The organism is Alkanindiges hydrocarboniclasticus (assembly GCF_001982605.1).
Taxonomy (GTDB): domain Bacteria; phylum Pseudomonadota; class Gammaproteobacteria; order Pseudomonadales; family Moraxellaceae; genus Alkanindiges; species Alkanindiges hydrocarboniclasticus.
The window spans coordinates 161,354-177,977 of sequence record NZ_MLCN01000023.1; the positions used below are offsets into that span (position 1 = coordinate 161,354).

A 16,624-nucleotide genomic window follows, 5' to 3' on the forward strand; every position below is an offset into this window, starting at 1 on the left:
GGCTTTTAAAGAATTCTTGTAAAAATTTGGAGTAACAACGCCGTGAGTATGGCTGAACGTGATGGTCTAATTTGGCATGATGGTAAACTGGTTGACTGGCGCGATGCAAAAGTTCATGTGTTAACCCATACCCTGCATTATGGCATGGGCGTGTTTGAAGGTGTGCGTGCTTATGAAACCGAGCAGGGCACTGTCATTTTCAAACTGCGCGAGCATACCCAGCGCCTGCTGAATTCAGCCCGTATCTTCCAAATGAAAGTGACTTATGATCTGGACGCATTGATGGACGCGCAAAAAGCCGTCGTGCGTGAAAACGGCTTAAAGTCCTGCTATTTGCGTCCGATTGCCTGGATTGGCTCAGAAAAACTGGGAATTGCTGCCAAAACCAATACCGTACATGTGGCGGTTGCGGCTTGGCCGTGGGGTGCTTATCTGGGTGCTGAGGGCATGGAAAAAGGTATCCGGGTCAAAACCTCATCGTTTACCCATCACCAGCCTAACATTACCATGTGCAAAGCCAAGGCTGTGGGCAACTATCCGGTGTCCATTCTGGCCAATCAGGAAGTAACCGCTTGCGGCTATGATGAGGCCATTTTGCTGGATCCACATGGTTTTGTGTGCCAAGGTGCTGGCGAGAATATTTTTATTGTTAAGGATGGGGTATTGCACACGCCTGATCTGGGCTGTGGCGCACTGGACGGTATTACCCGTCAAACTATTATCCAGATTGCAACTGATCTGGGTATTAAAGTGGTTGAGCGTCGTATTACCCGTGATGAAGTCTATATTGCCGATGAAGCTTTCCTGACTGGTACTGCCGCAGAAGTAACGCCAATCCGTGAATATGATGACCGTCCAATTGGTATTGGCAGCCGTGGCCCGATTACCGAGCAGCTGCAACGAATCTTCTTTGAAGCAGTGACTGGTAAGCGCGAAGAATACCGTCACTGGTTAACGCCAATCGCCTAATAAACCTAAAACCTGACTTGTCTGAATTTTTAACTGGGCAGGTTGGGTTTTTTGGTTTTAGGCAGGTAGAAATCGCCATGCAAATCTGCTACATCAGTGATGGTAAAGCAGGCCACCGGGCACAAATGCTGGGTCTGGTTGCTGGCCTTAAGCGTCAATCCTGTCCAGCTCATTTGACTGAAATTGCAGTGCAGCAGTTGTCATGGTTTGGCTTGTTGCTCTGCTGGTTAAGCCATGGTTTGCTGAAGCGTTTGCCTACAGTGTTCAAGTCCTTGCCACTGCCGGACCTGATTGCCGGGGTTGGTCATCGCACGCACTGGAAAGTCATTCTGGTTAAAAAAATCCTGCAACGCAAAAATCCACAGCTTAAATCCCTTATTCTTATGCAGCCCAGCCTGCCACTTGGTTGGTTTGATTACCTGATTATTCCCAGACATGACCATCCACCGCTACAGGCCCGGGTACTGGTCACCGAAGGGGTTTTAAATCCGCTGACCAATGAGCAGCGCCATCAGGCTGGCCGTAATCTGGTTTTAATTGGCGGGCCATCCAAACGGCATGGCTGGTCAGAAGCAGACCTGATAGCCCAGTTACAACACGTTATACAGCAGCATGGCCATGAGTCCTTAATTTTAAGCACTTCTCGCCGCACACCGGCTGGATTCTTACAGCATGAATGTCTAAAGCAACTGCACTCTTCAAAACATTCCGCTATTACGGTTTATCCGGTAGAGCAAACGCCGGCTGGCTGGCTGTTTGAGCAACTACAACTGGCCAGTACGGTATGGGTAACTGAAGACAGTGTGTCCATGTTATATGAAGCACTCACCGCGGGTTGTACGGTACATTTAATTCAAATGCCGCGTCTTAAGCAGGATCGCATTACCTGCGCAGTCGATGATTTGCTGGCACAGGGGCTGGTCAAAAGTTTAAGTAAAAAAGTCATTGATTCAGGGCATAAAATCACTTTGAATGAAGCTGACCGAGCAGCGCGCTGGCTTATTCATCATTTACAGGGCTAATGAACAAACATGAGTGTCTGGGTTGTTTTTTTCATCGTTGCTGGCCTTGGCTGGTTTAGCCATCGTTATGCCTGGTGGCGTCCGCACCTGAACTGGAACCGTCCGCGGATCCTGATGTATCACATGGTACGCGAGCATGTTGCCGGGGCCAAGTTTAACAAGTTGCGGGTTACTCCGGTCCAGTTTGAGCAGCAGGTGAGATGGCTGAGCGAGCAGGGTTTTCACTTTGTGACCATGCATCAGCTCTGTGCCAACTGGGGCAAGCATCCAGATAAAACAGTTGCCATTACGTTTGATGATGGCTATGAAGATAACCTGATTCATGCATTGCCCGTCCTAAAAAAATACAATGCTTCTGCCACCATTTATGTTGTGGTAGACCGGCATGAGCGTGACTGGTCCAGCTACAAAAAAGCCCATCACAACACGGGCGAGCTGGCACAGGAAACCAAACTTTCTGATTTGCAAATCAAGGAACTGGTGGATAGCGGCCTGATAGAAATTGGCTCACATACCTTAACCCATGCCAACTTGGCTGCCATTGATGACCAGCAACGCTTAAAAGAAATGACTGAATCCCGCTATATCCTGCAACAGCAAACCGGGCAGGCCATTAACAGTTTTGCTTATCCGTTTGGTATTTATAGCGAGGCCGATGTTGAGGCTGCCGATCAGGCAGGTTACCTGACAGCAGTAACTACCCTTGAAGGGGTGGATGAGCTTTTGCCCAAGCCGGATTTCTTGCAGTTAAAACGGATTAAGATAAGCGGCAAAGACAATATGCTGGCGTTTAAATGCCGCATGCGTACCGGGCAGCGAGGCATTTAGCATGAGTAATACCGCACTACAGGCCAAAGCAAGAATTACCTTGGTCATGGCTGGCGACGAAGAGGGCGGCCTGGAAAAACATGTGGTTGAGCTAAGCAATGGGTTGGCGGACCGTGGCTATGCGGTTAGTGTAATTGCCCATGCCAAATATCAGGAACGCTTAAGTCAGGCTATTCAGTTTCTGGAAGTTGATTTAACAAAAAGCCGCCGTAATCCACTGGTATTGTGGCAGCTCTATCAGGCTATAAAAACAAGCCAGCCTGATGTTTTGCATATTCAGGCCAATAAAGCCGTTGCCATGGTTGCACCTTTACGAAAATGGCTAAATATTCCTGCTGTGGCTACCCTGCACAATAAAAAAAACAAGCTAAAGGCGTTTATGCAATTTGACCGGATTATTGCCGTAAGCCAGCAAGTGGCTGCACAGTTTGAACAGCAGAAAAATGTACGGGTAGTGCTTAATGGCGTTGCCATTGATACCCCGCAATCCGGGTTTACTAAACCTGAAAAATCCAGCCAAACCATTCAGGCATTGGCTATTGGCCGCTTAGTCACAGCCAAGGGTTTTGATCTACTGGTTGAGGCATGGCAGGGCATTGATGCCACGCTGAAAATTGTGGGTGATGGCCCGGATTATCAAGCGTTGCAGGCCAAGATTCAAACCCTTGGGCTAGAAAGTCAGATCACACTACTGGGTTTTCGGCAGGATATTACGGCGCTGTTGACGCAGTCTGATGTGTTTATTATTTCCTCACGCAATGAGGGTGGACCGTATACCCTGGCTGAAGCCCTGCTGACAAAAACCCCTGTGCTGTCTACTGATGTTGGGATGGTGGCAGAAGTTCTGCCTCAAGCGCTGATTTGTGAGGCCGACAATATTACAGCCCTGCATGAATTGCTTGCAACTTACCTGTCAGATATGACTACCTTAAATAGCCTGACCCAACCGGTTTACCAGTTTGCACAAGATCATTTAAGTTTTAACGCCATGCTGGACAAAACCATTGCTGTCTATCAGGAACTGGGTTTAAGCGGTTTAAAATAAAGGACACCACAGTAAAAATGACCATAGCCAGTCCAGACCCTAAACCAGTAAAAATAGTCTGGGTGATCAGCGATGGAATACCCGGACATTTTAACCAGTCTAAAGGGGTCTTGCTGGCATTGGAGCAACTCTACATCCTAAAGGTGGAATGGGTTGAGTTACACCTAAAAAGTGGTATTTACCGGCGTATTTTAAGCTGGCTACTAAACCATACCAAGCCATCAATTGGCTTGTTGTCCTTTTTTTATCGGGGACCACTTCCCAGTGGCAAACCCGATCTGGTCATCGGCGCAGGTGGCAAAAGTATGTTTGCAGTGGCTTGGCTGGGACAAAACTTTGCTGCCAAGACTATTTTTGCCGGTTCGCTACGCCAGTTAAAACCTGAACTCTTTCATGCAGTGCTAATTCTAGAGCCCAGCCTGCAAGCCCCATTTATTAGCCTGCAAACCTCACCCATGCCCATTAGCCAGTCAGTATTAAAACAGGCTGCTGAAGTATGGCTTGCTCAACATGTTAAACCTGAAAAACCATTATGGGCCATGCTGGTGGGTGGAGATGGTGCGGGTGCAACATATCAGAGTACTGACTGGCAAACGCTGGCAGTGCAAATGAATGCACTGGCTGCACAGCATCATATTCAATGGCTGCTTACAACGTCGCGTCGTACAGGTGCAAGCGCTGAGCAGATTTTAAGGCAAAGCCTGAATCCGGAGTTTTTAGCCCACGCCGTCTGGTGGTCTGAAGCACCGCATCCAGTCACCTCAAGCTATCTGGGTTTAAGTGAAGTGGTGTGGTGTACGGTTGATTCCATGTCCATGATGATGGAATCTGTCAGTGCCCTGCGTCCGGTCGTAGCAGTCACTCCACAGCATTTCGCTCCGGATAAGAACTTTCAACAGGCAATTAATCGTTTGCAGCAACAAAAACTGGTGTTGCAATCCAGTATTTCTGTACTTCAACAAAGTGGCAGTCATATCCTGCAGCTCAAGCCTCTACATCAAGAGCCGTTCAAAAAGCTGGCTAATAAACTGCATGACGTTCTGGAAAAATAATTATAAAAACATAAAAAGTGATTTATTGTGTTTATTTATTCAAGATTTTAAAAACAGACTCTATTACAATAATCCGATTATTGATTTCGCTAACAATGCACAAAGATTATGAAGCTATTAATTACCGGGGGAGCTGGATTTATTGGTTCAGCCGTCATACGCCATATTATTAAAAATAAACAAGATCATGTGCTTAATATGGATAAGCTGACTTATGCCGGTAATCTGGAATCATTAAATTCAATTGATACCAATGCCAGATATCAGTTTATTCAGGCCGATATCTGTGATGCTGATCATTTAAAACAGATATTTGCACAATACCAGCCTGATGTCGTTATGCATCTGGCTGCTGAGTCGCATGTGGACCGTTCCATTTCTGGCCCGGCTGCTTTTATTGAAACCAATATCGTAGGCACCTATCAGCTCCTTGAGGTTGCACGCCAGTACTGGGCAGGCCTTGATCAGGAGCGCCAGCAGTCGTTCAGGTTTCATCATATTTCAACGGATGAAGTGTATGGTGATCTGGAAGGCACAACAGACCTGTTTACCGAGCAGACGCCTTATTCGCCAAGTTCGCCCTATTCTGCCAGTAAGGCCAGCTCCGATCATCTGGTGCGTGCATGGCATCGTACCTACGGCCTGCCTGTACTGATTACTAATTGCTCCAATAATTATGGCCCATATCACTTCCCGGAAAAGCTCATTCCCCTGATTATCCTTAATGCACTGGAAGGTAAGCCACTGCCTGTGTATGGCAAAGGAAACCAGATCAGGGACTGGCTGTATGTCGAGGATCATGCGCGTGCTTTATATAGCGTTGTTACCCAAGGCCAGATTGGTGAAACCTATAATATTGGCGGGCATAACGAAAAGCAGAATATTGAAGTGGTACATGCTATTTGTGAACTGCTGGAAGAACTGGTCCTGAATAAGCCGCAGGGCGTTGCCCAGTATAAAGACCTGATCCATTTTGTGCAGGATCGTCCGGGCCATGATGTGCGTTATGCCATTGATGCCTCAAAAATACAGCAAGACCTCAACTGGACACCAGAAGAAACCTTTGAAAGTGGCTTGCGCAAGACAGTACAGTGGTATCTGGATAATTCAGCATGGGTTCAGCATGTTAAAAGCGGTGAATACCAGAACTGGATCAGCCAGCAATATAAGGCCCAGCAATGAAGATACTCTTGTTGGGAAGAAATGGCCAGGTGGGCTGGGAGTTACAACGTGCCTTGGCCCCGTTGGGAGAGCTGATTGCGCTGGACCGTCATAGTCAGATCGATGCAACGCAGCCGGATGGCAATACAGTGGTTTTATGCGGCGATTTATCAAATATTGATGGGATCCGTGCAACCATTGCAACCGTCAAGCCTGATATTGTCGTTAATGCGGCAGCCTATACAGCCGTGGATAAAGCCGAGTCAGCAGCACAGGATGCCGACATTATTAATCATTTGGCGGTGCAGGCTATGGCTAACGCCTGCCAGCAAATTGGTGCCTTACTGGTGCATTATTCTACCGATTATGTGTTTAATGGACAGGGCACGCAGGCACGGGCAGAAACCGATGATACCGACCCCTTAAATATTTATGGCAAAACCAAGCGGGCAGGTGAACTGGCTATTTTGGCAAGTGGCTGCAATGCGCTAATTTTCAGGACATCATGGGTCTATGCCACACGGGGTCATAACTTTATTAAAACCATGCTGCGTCTGGCGCAGGAACGTGATGAACTAAGCATCATCAATGATCAGATGGGTGCGCCAACCTCGGCTGCCCTGATTGCTGATGTCACAGCCCATGCCTTAAAAACATATGTGAATGCTCAGGCACCTGCGCAGTTATGCGGGATTTATCATTTAACTACAGCAGGCAGCGTGTCATGGTATGACTATGCCCAGTTTGTCTTCAAGCACGCTATTCCTTTAGGCTACACGCTGAAAATCAAACAGGTTAAGCCTATTGAAACCAGTGCTTACCCCACGCCAGCCCAGCGTCCACTCAATTCACGGTTAAGCCTTGCCAAGCTGGAGCAACAGTTCGGTTTAACACCGCCACATTGGCAACAGGGTGTATTGCATACTTTACAAGAGATTATTGAAGGGAAAACTGAAAAATGAGTTTAAAGCGCAAAGGCATTATTTTAGCCGGGGGTTCAGGTACTCGTTTACATCCAATTACGATGGGTGTTTCCAAGCAGTTATTACCTATTTATGACAAACCGATGATCTACTATCCGCTGTCAGTACTCATGCTGGCAGGGATTCAGGACATTCTGATTATTTCTACGCCAGAAGACTTGCCAAGTTTTGAAAAAATGCTGGGTGACGGCGCTCACTTTGGTATCCAGTTAAGCTATAAGGTTCAGCCATCACCCGATGGGCTGGCGCAGGCCTTTTTAATTGGTGAAGAGTTTATCGGGCAAGATGATGTCTGCCTGATTCTGGGTGACAATATTTTCTATGGCCAAAGCTTTAGCACCCAGTTGGCCAGAGCGGCTGCAAGACCAGCAGGGGCAACTGTATTTGGCTATCATGTTAATGACCCTGAACGCTTTGGGGTGGTTGAATTTGACCAGCAAGGCCGTGCCATCAGTATTGAAGAAAAACCCCAGCAGCCCAAATCCAGTTATGCAGTAACTGGATTATATTTTTATGATAACAGCGTGGTAGACATTGCCCGCCAGATCAAGCCTTCGCATCGCGGTGAGCTGGAAATTACTGATGTGAACAATGTTTATCTGGAGCAAGGTGCATTAAACGTTGAGCTACTGGGTCGTGGCTTTGCATGGCTGGATACAGGTACACATGATTCGCTACTTGAAGCAGGCCATTTTGTACAAACGGTAGAGCACCGTCAGGGCCTAAAAATAGCCTGTCTGGAAGAAATTGCCTTTAATCAGGGCTGGATTAGCGCTGCACAGCTATTTGACCGGGCCCAGTATTTCAAAAAGACAGGATATGGGCAATATTTGCATAAGTTGCATGCGGAGCATCAACCAGCATGAATGTCATTGAAACAAAAATAAAAGATTTGCTGATTCTTGAGCCCCGGGTGTTTAGTGATGAACGCGGCTGGTTTATGGAAAGCTTTAACCAGCGCACATTTGAGCAGGCGCTTGAGGCTCATCAGCTGGCTACCCCCGTATTTGTGCAGGATAATCATTCGTTATCGCATAAAGGCGTGTTACGTGGTTTGCATTACCAGCTAAACCCGCGCGCACAGGGTAAACTGGTACGTGTGGTGCAGGGCAAAGCATGGGATGTGGCCGTTGATATCCGGCAAGGCTCTAAAACCTTTGGCCAGTGGGTTGGCGTGGAATTAAGTGATGAAAATATGCGCCTATTCTGGATTCCGGCCGGTTTTGCCCATGGCTTTATTGCCCTGGAAGACAATACCCAGTTCCTATATAAGACCACGGATTATTATTCAAAAGAAAGTGAGCGTAGTCTGCTATGGAGTGACCCTGAGCTAGCGATTGAATGGCCTATTGACAGCAATACGCAGCTTACCGTACACGCCAAAGATCAGGAAGCCTTGACATTGGCTCAGGCAATGGCAACGCAATCCCTATTTTAATGGTAATAATGATATGACAAGTTTGACTCAACATCCTGAGCTACAATGCTTAAATCCTCAGGAGGAGTTTAGTAAGCGTTTTAGTTTTTGCACACTGGTTACCCGATATGATGAATATCTGGAAATGGTGGACAGTGCAAAGCAGGCTGGTTTTTCAGGTGCGGATGTTGAGTTTTTATATTTCGATAACAAGCAATCAAACCAATATGATGGTTATAGTGGCATTAACAAAGCCATTCGGGTTGCGCGTGGCAAGTATTTGATTTTTTGTCATCAGGATATTTTATTCAATTTTGATAGCCGCGCTGTACTTGATCAAAGAATTGACGAACTTGAAAAGCTGGATCCAAACTGGGCAGTAGCAGGCAATGCCGGAAAAAGTAAATTTGGTCAGGTTAAGATCAGAATTTCAGATGTTAATTATAGTAATTTACATGTGGGGCCTTTGCCGTCTGAAGTGATGACGCTGGATGAAAACTTTCTGATTATTAATCGGCAGCAAAACATAGCATGTTCGCCAGTGCTGTCGGGTTTTCATATTTATGGCACTGATTTATGCCAGAACGCTAATGCGTTGGGCTTAAAAAACTATGCAATAGATTTTCATCTTTATCATAAAAGCCCGGGTCGGGTAGATCAAACCTATTACGATGCTCAGAATGCTTTTATGCAATTGCAGTATCATCGCAAGCAAAGCCAGTTTATCTGGGCCATGTGTTCAAGTTTTTTTGTGTCATCCTCTAGGGTATTACTATTTATTTGTAATAGATACAGAGTGTTACGTTGGGCAAGAACAGTAAATAAGCGTAGAACACGTATTTAGCATAGACTTATAGGGATTGATCAGCCGGGCATAGTATTGCCTTAATACGCTGTGCATAGGTATGTTCCAGATGCGCTTTACTACAAGTGCCTTGGACATCTATGCATGGCTTGGTGTTCATTTTTGCTGTCAGCTCTGCTGCATTGCTAAAATAAATTAGATCTTTTTCAATGTTAAAACAACGTGGTAGGTCGTTGCTGAATTCAGTTACCAAAGTTGCGCCTGCACCCATCGCTTCAAAGCAACGCATATTTAAGCCAATACGGGTATTGTTATGATTAATAATATTAAGCACATACTGATATTGTTGATATAAGCCTGCAACGTGTTGCAAGCTAAGGCTATGCGGGTGAACGGTAATATAATCGGATTTGAGTTTATCCCATCCTTTGCCGTACACAGTTATAGGAATTTGCAGCTGTTGCAATAATGCTTGGCGATTCTCTGACCATGCGCCAATAAACAACAGCGCTTCTTTGCGTGGTAAAGTAATTTTTGGAGCGTAAAAAACACAGGGATTAAATGCTAATGGCAAATAATGAGATTGCTCGATTCCCAATTTTTTTGCATCATCAATAAAACTACTATCAGTAAATAAAAAGTGATCAACAACTTCTTTGCTATGTATCAGACGTTCATCAAAAAAATCACCAATCCAGTGATAGATTTTTGCTTTGGGTTTAGCCTGCTGTAGCACTTTAAGCAAAGGTAAACTCAAATAAAATAAATCTGCAATTAAAATAATATCAGGTTGTGCATTCTGAATTTTTTTAGCCAGTAATCTGGCAGTGTAATGATCAGGATTCTGACGGCCTAATTTTAAGATCTTTTTAACAAAACGTTCATGCCAGTTGTTGTGATTAAATGCAAAGCCATCAATCTGAATCTCACCGAGACTAGCTTTAGCGTCCAGCAAACCTTCATACCATTGCAGTATCCCACCACGTTTTCCCAAGACTAGTATTGACGATTTGCTCATGTTTAACAGATTGAGTTACAGCACAAAAAACATTATAGCTTACTTCAATTGGTTTAATAGGCATTTAAAATGAGAACTATTACTAATTAATAGTCTTTTTGCTGATAATTATTTCCTATGACTTCATTAAGCCAGCCTGTTAAATATCAGCCTATATGATTTTGGCAGTATTGGAATAATGAAAGCAGTGTGATCCTAAACGCGGAAACATATAAAAACGATTTATTGAAATATATAGTTATACACTACTCAGCTTCAGAACTGTTTGAAAATTAATGAATTGATATGCCCCTTCATTTAGCAAAGAATAAAGTAGTTTGCGTAGTGCGCACGCCACTACAATTATTTAATGCCATTGAGGCCTGCCAAAGATTTCATGAGGATGATTTAAAGTACCTGATTTTAGTTGCTGGCTCGTCAGTCGATTTGAAGATGATGCAAGCCATGCTCCAGCCAGATCAGGAATGGACAGCCATTAAAACAGTGATTTTTCAGGGCTGGCAAAAGCATTTTTATGGTTGGCAGCTTAATCGCTGGCTAATGACACTCAAGCCGGTTAAAGCTGTTTATATTGGTATGATTCGTCATGTTCCACTACATGTTGTGAATGTGATACAGCCTGAACAGGTCTGGATACTAGATGATGGAAATGAAAGCCTGATGATTGCCCGGCAGATCCATGCCTGGCAACAACAAAAAACCATTCTGCCAGACCGTTGGCAAGATCAGTTTCTGGATTTGCAGCTTAATCCTCAAAGACTACTTAAAGCACATTTCTTTAGTGCCTTTGAGATTCAGGCGCCCAATAACTGTATAGTCAATAATGACTATCGGTGTTTTAAAGCGAAGGTACGGCAGTTACCTATCCGACCTGATATATTGGTGATTGGTTCAAATCTGGTCGGTACTTATTTAAAGGATGAGTCGACGCTGTTATTGCGATTGCAGCAGTTACATCGGGATTTGCCAGCCAATGTCCCGCAATGGTATGCACCTCATCGTTATGAATCCAGTTCGTTGATTCGTCGAATCCAAAAATTGGGTTACCAGATTTATCAGCCAAGAGGTATTTTGGAGTATAGCCAGTTGCAACAGGGCTGGCGCTTTTCAGCCAGCTATAGTATTCGTTCTACAGCCATTGAAACACTGTATAAAATTTATGAGATTCCTGGATTCTTGTGTCAGGTACCTGCAAGCGATTTCATTAACTTAGCAAAGTGGCAAGAATGCGTCTACATCTGGCAGCAATATCCAGAAACGATATCACTTAATCAAGATAAAAAATAAATCTGATTAGATTTGGTTTAGTTTAAAATTATTAATTATATTTGTAAAAATAAGCTATAAAATTAACAGAATTATATATTTAAGTTTCAAAATAAATTTGAGTAAGCCCCGATCTATGACAGAATAAATTTTTGTTGGGTTTAGTGATGCTTAGAGATCTCTATGGCTGTAAAAAAAGCAGTTTTACCGGTAGCTGGCTTGGGAACACGTTTTTTACCTGCCAGTAAGTCAATACCAAAAGAAATGATTACCGTTGTGGATCGGCCAGTCATTGATTATGTAGTTCAAGAAGCCATTGCTGCTGGTATTGAGCAAATTATTCTGGTAACCCATTCTTCCAAACGGGCTATTGAAGATTATTTTGACAGTCATTATGAACTGGAAGATAGCCTGCAAAAAAAGAACAAACTTGAGTTGCTGGAAATCATCCAGAATATTATTCCTAAAGAAATTGATGTGGTAGCCGTACGCCAACCCCAGCCCTTGGGTTTGGGTCATGCTGTGCTGTGTGCAAAATCTGTGATTGGCAATGAGCCATTTGCAGTGCTATTGCCGGATGTGCTGGTGAAAAATATAAACACACATGCTGGCACCCAAAATGACCTGCAATACATGATTAATTATTACAACCAGACCCAGCATTCACAGGTTATGGTAGAACAGGTACTGCCTGAATTGGTGTCGCAATATGGTGTGGTGGACATTGGTGGACATGATCTTGAGGCGGGTCAAAGCCTGCCCTTAAAAGGAATTGTTGAAAAACCGAACATTGGCGCCGCACCGTCCCGACTTGCTGTGGTAGGGCGCTATGTATTGCCGGGCCGGATTTTAAGTCTGCTGGAACAAACAAAACCGGGTGCCGGCGGCGAAATTCAACTCACCGATGCCATTGCTACCCTGATGCATGAAGAATTTGTTGATGCTTACCGTATGTCAGGCAAGACTTATGACTGTGGAAGCAAGCTGGGCTATCTGGACGCTATTTTAAACTACGGTATCGACCATCCACAGTTGGGTAGTGACTTTGTAAAACTGATTCAAAATTCCCTTAAGTAAGTGATAGATCTGTACAATGAAAATACATGTGTATGGCGATAACCTGTGCGCGCTGGTTAGTGCAGCCCTGTTTGCCTCTGTAGGCCATGATATCTGGCTTTGCTTGCCGGAAGGTCGGGTCAAGCAAACACTGGATGCTGATGGAGAAGCTTATCCGGAACCACGTTTGCAGGGTTTACTGGACCAGCAGCGCAAAGAACAGCGGCTGGTCTATACAGATTTAAATGAACCCGTGCCTGATGATCTGGATGCTGTATTTTTGGCTTTCGCACCCAAAGACTTTGCACTGGCAGAACAGATTGTTAAAAATCTGGGAACGCATCAGCAGCAGTTACTGGTCATTAATCAGTCTACATTTGCCGTAGGTTGTTCCACTCATCTGGCCAGCCATCTATCACCACTACAAAGTCTGGTTTATGTGCCTGACTTTATTCAGGAGGGGATGGCCATTGATAGTATAGCGCGTCCCAACAAGATTATTTTGGGCATGGATGACCCTCGTGCTGAAAACCAGATCCGTGAAATTTTCAGGCCTTTTAACCGCTTAAAAGATCATTTTCTTAAAATGTCATTGCGTGAGGCAGAATTTACCAAGCTGGCGGTGTCTGGCATGCTGGCAACACGCATTAGTTTTATGAATGATTTATCCAATGTGGCTGACGCGCTTGGGGTGGATATTGAGCAAGTGCGTGTGGGAATGGGAAGTGACAAACGTATTGGTGAAGCCTACCTGTATCCGGGTTGTGGTTTTGGCGGTCAAAGTTTTTCTGAGGATGTTATGAACCTGGCCCAGACCGTATCGGGCGTAGGGATTAAAAGTAAGCTTTTACAACAAGTGCTACAAATTAATGAAGACCAGAAAGAAGTGTTATTTAGGAAATTATGGCGCTACTTTGATTGCAACCTGAGTCACAAGACTATTGGCATCTGGGGCGCAGCTTATAAACCCAATACCAACAAGATTGATAATGCACCTACCTTAAAAATTCTTGAAGCTTTATGGGCGCAGGGTGTGACGGTCAAATTGCATGATCCGGTTGCACTGGAAAAAATTGCACAGTATTACGGCCAGCATGACCAGTTGATTCTGTGTCAGACCCAGTATGAAGCGGCAACCGACGTAGACGCGCTAATGCTGGTCACAGAGTGGAAGCAGTACTGGAATCCCAATTTTCGGCGTTTAAAACAGTCTATGAACCATCCCCTGATTCTGGATGGGCGCAATATCTATAACCCTTATTATTTAAAAGATATGGGCTTTGAATATATTGGCATTGGAAGAGGAATATAATATGCAGGTTGACCATTCACTTCCACCGTATGAGCAACTCAAAAAGCATGCTGAATTTTCCAAAACAGTGCATTTAAAAGACTTATTTATACAAGACCCAGCACGTTTTGATCACTTTAAACTGGAAATAGGGCCTTTGCTATTTGACTATAGCAAACAGCGGGTTACTCGCGATATTCTGGATTCACTGAACCAGTTTGCTGATGCTGCCCAGTTGTGCCAATGGATTGAAAAATTATTTCACGGGGATAGCGTTAACAATACTGAAAACCGTGCGGCCATGCACTGGGCTTTGCGTGTTCCCAACCGGTTAGGTGCAGAACAAGAGCAGTCAGCTCCCGCACTGGATGATGATATTTTGCAGGCGATTCATAAACAGATTGACCATATGGGTTTTCTGGTGGATCAGTTGCACCGTGGCCAGTACCGGGGATGTACAGGTGAAGTCATTACCGATGTTGTGAATATTGGCGTCGGCGGTTCAGACCTTGGACCCCTGATGGTAAGTCGTGCGCTGGAAGATTATCGCATTCAAACCCCACAGAATTTGCAGGTTCATTTTGTATCTTCAATGGATGGGAGTCAGGTTTCCCATGTATTGCATGAGCTACGGCCAGAAACCACACTCTTTATTATTTCTTCCAAATCCTTTACCACTGTGGATACGCTTTATAACGCAGAAACTGCCCGAACGTGGCTAGAGCGTAAGCTGGGCCGTAATTCACGGGTAGACCGCTGCCATTTTATCGGGGTTTCTACCAGTAAGGAAAAAATGACTGAATGGGGCATTTACCCTGAACACCAGCTAGGAATGTGGGACTGGGTTGGTGGCCGTTTTTCATTATGGTCAGCCATTGGAATGCCGATTGCCCTGACTATTGGTATTGAGGGCTTTAAGCAGTTGCTGGCCGGTGCGCATTTTATGGACCAGCATTTTCAGCAGGCACCGTGGTCTGAAAACCTGCCCGTGCTAATGGGCTTGATTGGGATATGGAACACCAATTTTCTGAATATTAAAACCCAAGCCATTTTGCCATACGACGGGCGGCTGGAGTATCTGGCAGATTATTTGCAGCAACTGGAAATGGAGTCTAATGGCAAATCAGTAACCCGTGATGGCGAGCGGGTAAAACTGGGAACCTGTCCAATTATATGGGGTAATGTCGGGCCAAATGCCCAGCATGCCTTTTACCAGCTTTTGCATCAGGGCACTGAACCGATTACCTGTGATTTTATTGCACCAGCTTTGCGCTATCATGCCCGTGAAAAGCTGCATGCTGAAGCTGCCCATGAATTACAGGCCCAGCATCAACTGGCGCTGGCCAACTGTCTGGCACAGTCACGCCTGCTGGCTCTGGGTGAAGGTGCACTAGATGAACGCTACAATGACTTGCCGGTGTATAAACGCTACTATGGCAATCAGTCCAGCTCTACCATTTTATTGCATGAATTAAACTCATTTAGTCTGGGTGCACTGCTGGCAGCCTATGAGCATAAGGTTTTTGTGCAGTCGGTAATCTGGGGAATTAATCCATTTGACCAGTGGGGCGTAGAGATGGGCAAGGAAATTGCCAAGGAACTATTACCTGCATTACAGGGTGAACAAGCCAGCAAGCAATTTGATTCTTCGACAGAAGGGCTATTGCGCTTTATTTTGCAGTAGGCCTGTGCAGTACAGTTATTGTGCAGTTATAGAAAAAATTTAATGATAATATTTTTGCGTTTTATCCGTTGCATAATTCAGGATAAAACGCTTTTTTAATTATTAAAAGGAAAACAACATGACAAAACTATTATTGCTATGCAGCGTACTATTCATAGGGTGTATTCAATCCAGCTATGCTCAAAATCAACAGAAATTTATAGAAACAGTAGAATTAAACCGGAAAACCAATTCACTGGAATTTAAGGATATTTTAAAAAATATTTATGCCCAACAGATAGGAGACACCCAGCAATATGCTAGTGATGAAGATTTTAAATCTTATCCAAAAACTGTATTTTATGATGCGGCCGCCCAAGAGCAGCAGTTGGTGCTCATGCATCCAGTGGTTGTCTACAAAAATGCCAACAATGAAATTCGTTATTTTGTATTGATGGAAAAACTGTCTTATTCCAATGGTTATCTGGAAACATGCAGAGCCTGTAGCGCTAAGGCAGACTTCTTGATCTTTAAAAAGCAGGATAATGGTAGTTTTTATCTGCTCAACTATCAGTTAAATGCAGATGATTTACCGGGCGGGGCGGGGCGTTTAAAACTGGATTTAAAACAAATTAAGCAGCATTTACAGCCAATGGGCAAAGACCTGATCGGTAGTTATTTTGTTGGCCATTATACCGGTGCTGGCGGAGAGGCAGGCTCTGAATGGTACAATCTGTTCCTACCGGATCAAGGCAAAATTCAGGTGGTGGATATTGGGCTGGCAGGCAATGACAGTAGATCCTTTTATGCAGATCGGCCTGAATACAGTTCTGTAACAACCTCTACATTAAACGTGATGGCCAATGGCCAGGTTTATTATCCCATCGAAGTCAGTTATAAGACCCTGAATGGCGGCAAGAAAAAGTCAGACTTTGAAAAAAGCCGCTTTATATTTAATCCTAAAGCCAATGCTTATATTGAGCAAAAGATCAAAAGGTAAAAGCCATACTATACTGACTCCCCTTTATGAAGGGGAGTTGTTATGGCA

16 protein-coding genes are annotated in these 16,624 nt (G+C 44.6%); 15 read left to right on the forward strand and 1 reads right to left on the reverse strand.

The genetic code is table 11. From position 1 onward, the window contains the following. The first annotated feature begins 42 nt into the window (after window positions 1-42). From BKE30_RS09660 to BKE30_RS09705, 10 genes are all read left to right on the forward strand, one after another. Complete coding sequence (locus tag BKE30_RS09660) at window positions 43-969, forward strand: branched-chain amino acid transaminase (RefSeq protein WP_076878383.1); 927 nt, start codon at window positions 43-45, stop codon at window positions 967-969. A gap of 77 nt (window positions 970-1,046) precedes the next feature. Beyond that, window positions 1,047-1,991 (forward strand): mitochondrial fission ELM1 family protein, encoded by a 945-nt coding sequence (locus tag BKE30_RS09665; protein ID WP_076878435.1) that lies wholly within the window; start codon window positions 1,047-1,049, stop codon window positions 1,989-1,991. A 9-nt stretch (window positions 1,992-2,000) separates the two neighbouring features. Then, a complete protein-coding gene (locus BKE30_RS09670) occupies window positions 2,001-2,819 on the forward strand; it encodes a polysaccharide deacetylase family protein (RefSeq protein ID WP_076878384.1) in 819 nt (272 codons plus the stop codon). 1 nt (window position 2,820) lies between these two features. Beyond that, a complete protein-coding gene (locus tag BKE30_RS09675) occupies window positions 2,821-3,864 on the forward strand; it encodes a glycosyltransferase (RefSeq protein WP_076878385.1) in 1,044 nt (347 codons plus the stop codon). 17 nt (window positions 3,865-3,881) lie between these two features. Beyond that, the gene (locus BKE30_RS09680) at window positions 3,882-4,916 is read left to right on the forward strand and encodes an ELM1/GtrOC1 family putative glycosyltransferase (protein ID WP_076878386.1); all 1,035 of its coding nucleotides are present in this window, start codon (window positions 3,882-3,884) and stop codon (window positions 4,914-4,916) included. 108 nt (window positions 4,917-5,024) lie between these two features. After that, entirely contained in the window at window positions 5,025-6,098 is a 1,074-nt protein-coding gene (rfbB, locus tag BKE30_RS09685) for a dTDP-glucose 4,6-dehydratase (protein WP_076878387.1), read from the forward strand. After that, the gene (gene rfbD / locus BKE30_RS09690; protein WP_076878388.1) at window positions 6,095-7,039 is read left to right on the forward strand and encodes a dTDP-4-dehydrorhamnose reductase; all 945 of its coding nucleotides are present in this window, start codon (window positions 6,095-6,097) and stop codon (window positions 7,037-7,039) included. The genes rfbB and rfbD overlap by 4 nt, the downstream gene beginning before the upstream one ends. Beyond that, on the forward strand, window positions 7,036-7,926 hold the full coding sequence (gene rfbA / locus BKE30_RS09695) for a glucose-1-phosphate thymidylyltransferase RfbA (protein ID WP_076878389.1): 891 nt from the start codon (window positions 7,036-7,038) through the stop codon (window positions 7,924-7,926). Before rfbD ends, rfbA begins: the two co-directional genes overlap by 4 nt. Continuing rightward, entirely contained in the window at window positions 7,923-8,498 is a 576-nt protein-coding gene (rfbC, locus tag BKE30_RS09700; protein WP_076878390.1) for a dTDP-4-dehydrorhamnose 3,5-epimerase, read from the forward strand. The genes rfbA and rfbC overlap by 4 nt, the downstream gene beginning before the upstream one ends. A 13-nt stretch (window positions 8,499-8,511) precedes the next feature. Next, on the forward strand, window positions 8,512-9,321 hold the full coding sequence (locus BKE30_RS09705; protein ID WP_076878391.1) for a glycosyltransferase family 2 protein: 810 nt from the start codon (window positions 8,512-8,514) through the stop codon (window positions 9,319-9,321). A 7-nt stretch (window positions 9,322-9,328) separates the two neighbouring features. Here the strand turns inward: BKE30_RS09705 and BKE30_RS09710 are convergent, their stop codons facing one another. Beyond that, entirely contained in the window at window positions 9,329-10,300 is a 972-nt protein-coding gene (locus tag BKE30_RS09710) for a CgeB family protein (RefSeq protein WP_076878392.1), read from the reverse strand. A 285-nt stretch (window positions 10,301-10,585) separates the two neighbouring features. On the opposite strand from BKE30_RS09710, the gene BKE30_RS09715 reads away from it, so the two are divergent. From BKE30_RS09715 to BKE30_RS09735, 5 genes are all read left to right on the forward strand, one after another. Next, a complete protein-coding gene (locus BKE30_RS09715) occupies window positions 10,586-11,587 on the forward strand; it encodes a hypothetical protein (protein WP_143253697.1) in 1,002 nt (333 codons plus the stop codon). Window positions 11,588-11,749: 162 nt separating this feature from the next. Further along, the gene (gene galU, locus BKE30_RS09720) at window positions 11,750-12,643 is read left to right on the forward strand and encodes a UTP--glucose-1-phosphate uridylyltransferase GalU (RefSeq protein ID WP_076878394.1); all 894 of its coding nucleotides are present in this window, start codon (window positions 11,750-11,752) and stop codon (window positions 12,641-12,643) included. Between the two features lie 16 nt (window positions 12,644-12,659). Next, window positions 12,660-13,934 (forward strand): UDP-glucose dehydrogenase family protein, encoded by a 1,275-nt coding sequence (locus tag BKE30_RS09725; protein WP_076878395.1) that lies wholly within the window; start codon window positions 12,660-12,662, stop codon window positions 13,932-13,934. A gap of 1 nt (window position 13,935) precedes the next feature. After that, window positions 13,936-15,597, forward strand: a complete 1,662-nt coding sequence (gene pgi, locus BKE30_RS09730) for a glucose-6-phosphate isomerase (protein ID WP_076878396.1) — start codon at window positions 13,936-13,938, stop codon at window positions 15,595-15,597. Window positions 15,598-15,715: 118 nt separating this feature from the next. Next, the gene (locus BKE30_RS09735; protein WP_076878397.1) at window positions 15,716-16,576 is read left to right on the forward strand and encodes a hypothetical protein; all 861 of its coding nucleotides are present in this window, start codon (window positions 15,716-15,718) and stop codon (window positions 16,574-16,576) included. Window positions 16,577-16,624: the final 48 nt, after the last annotated feature.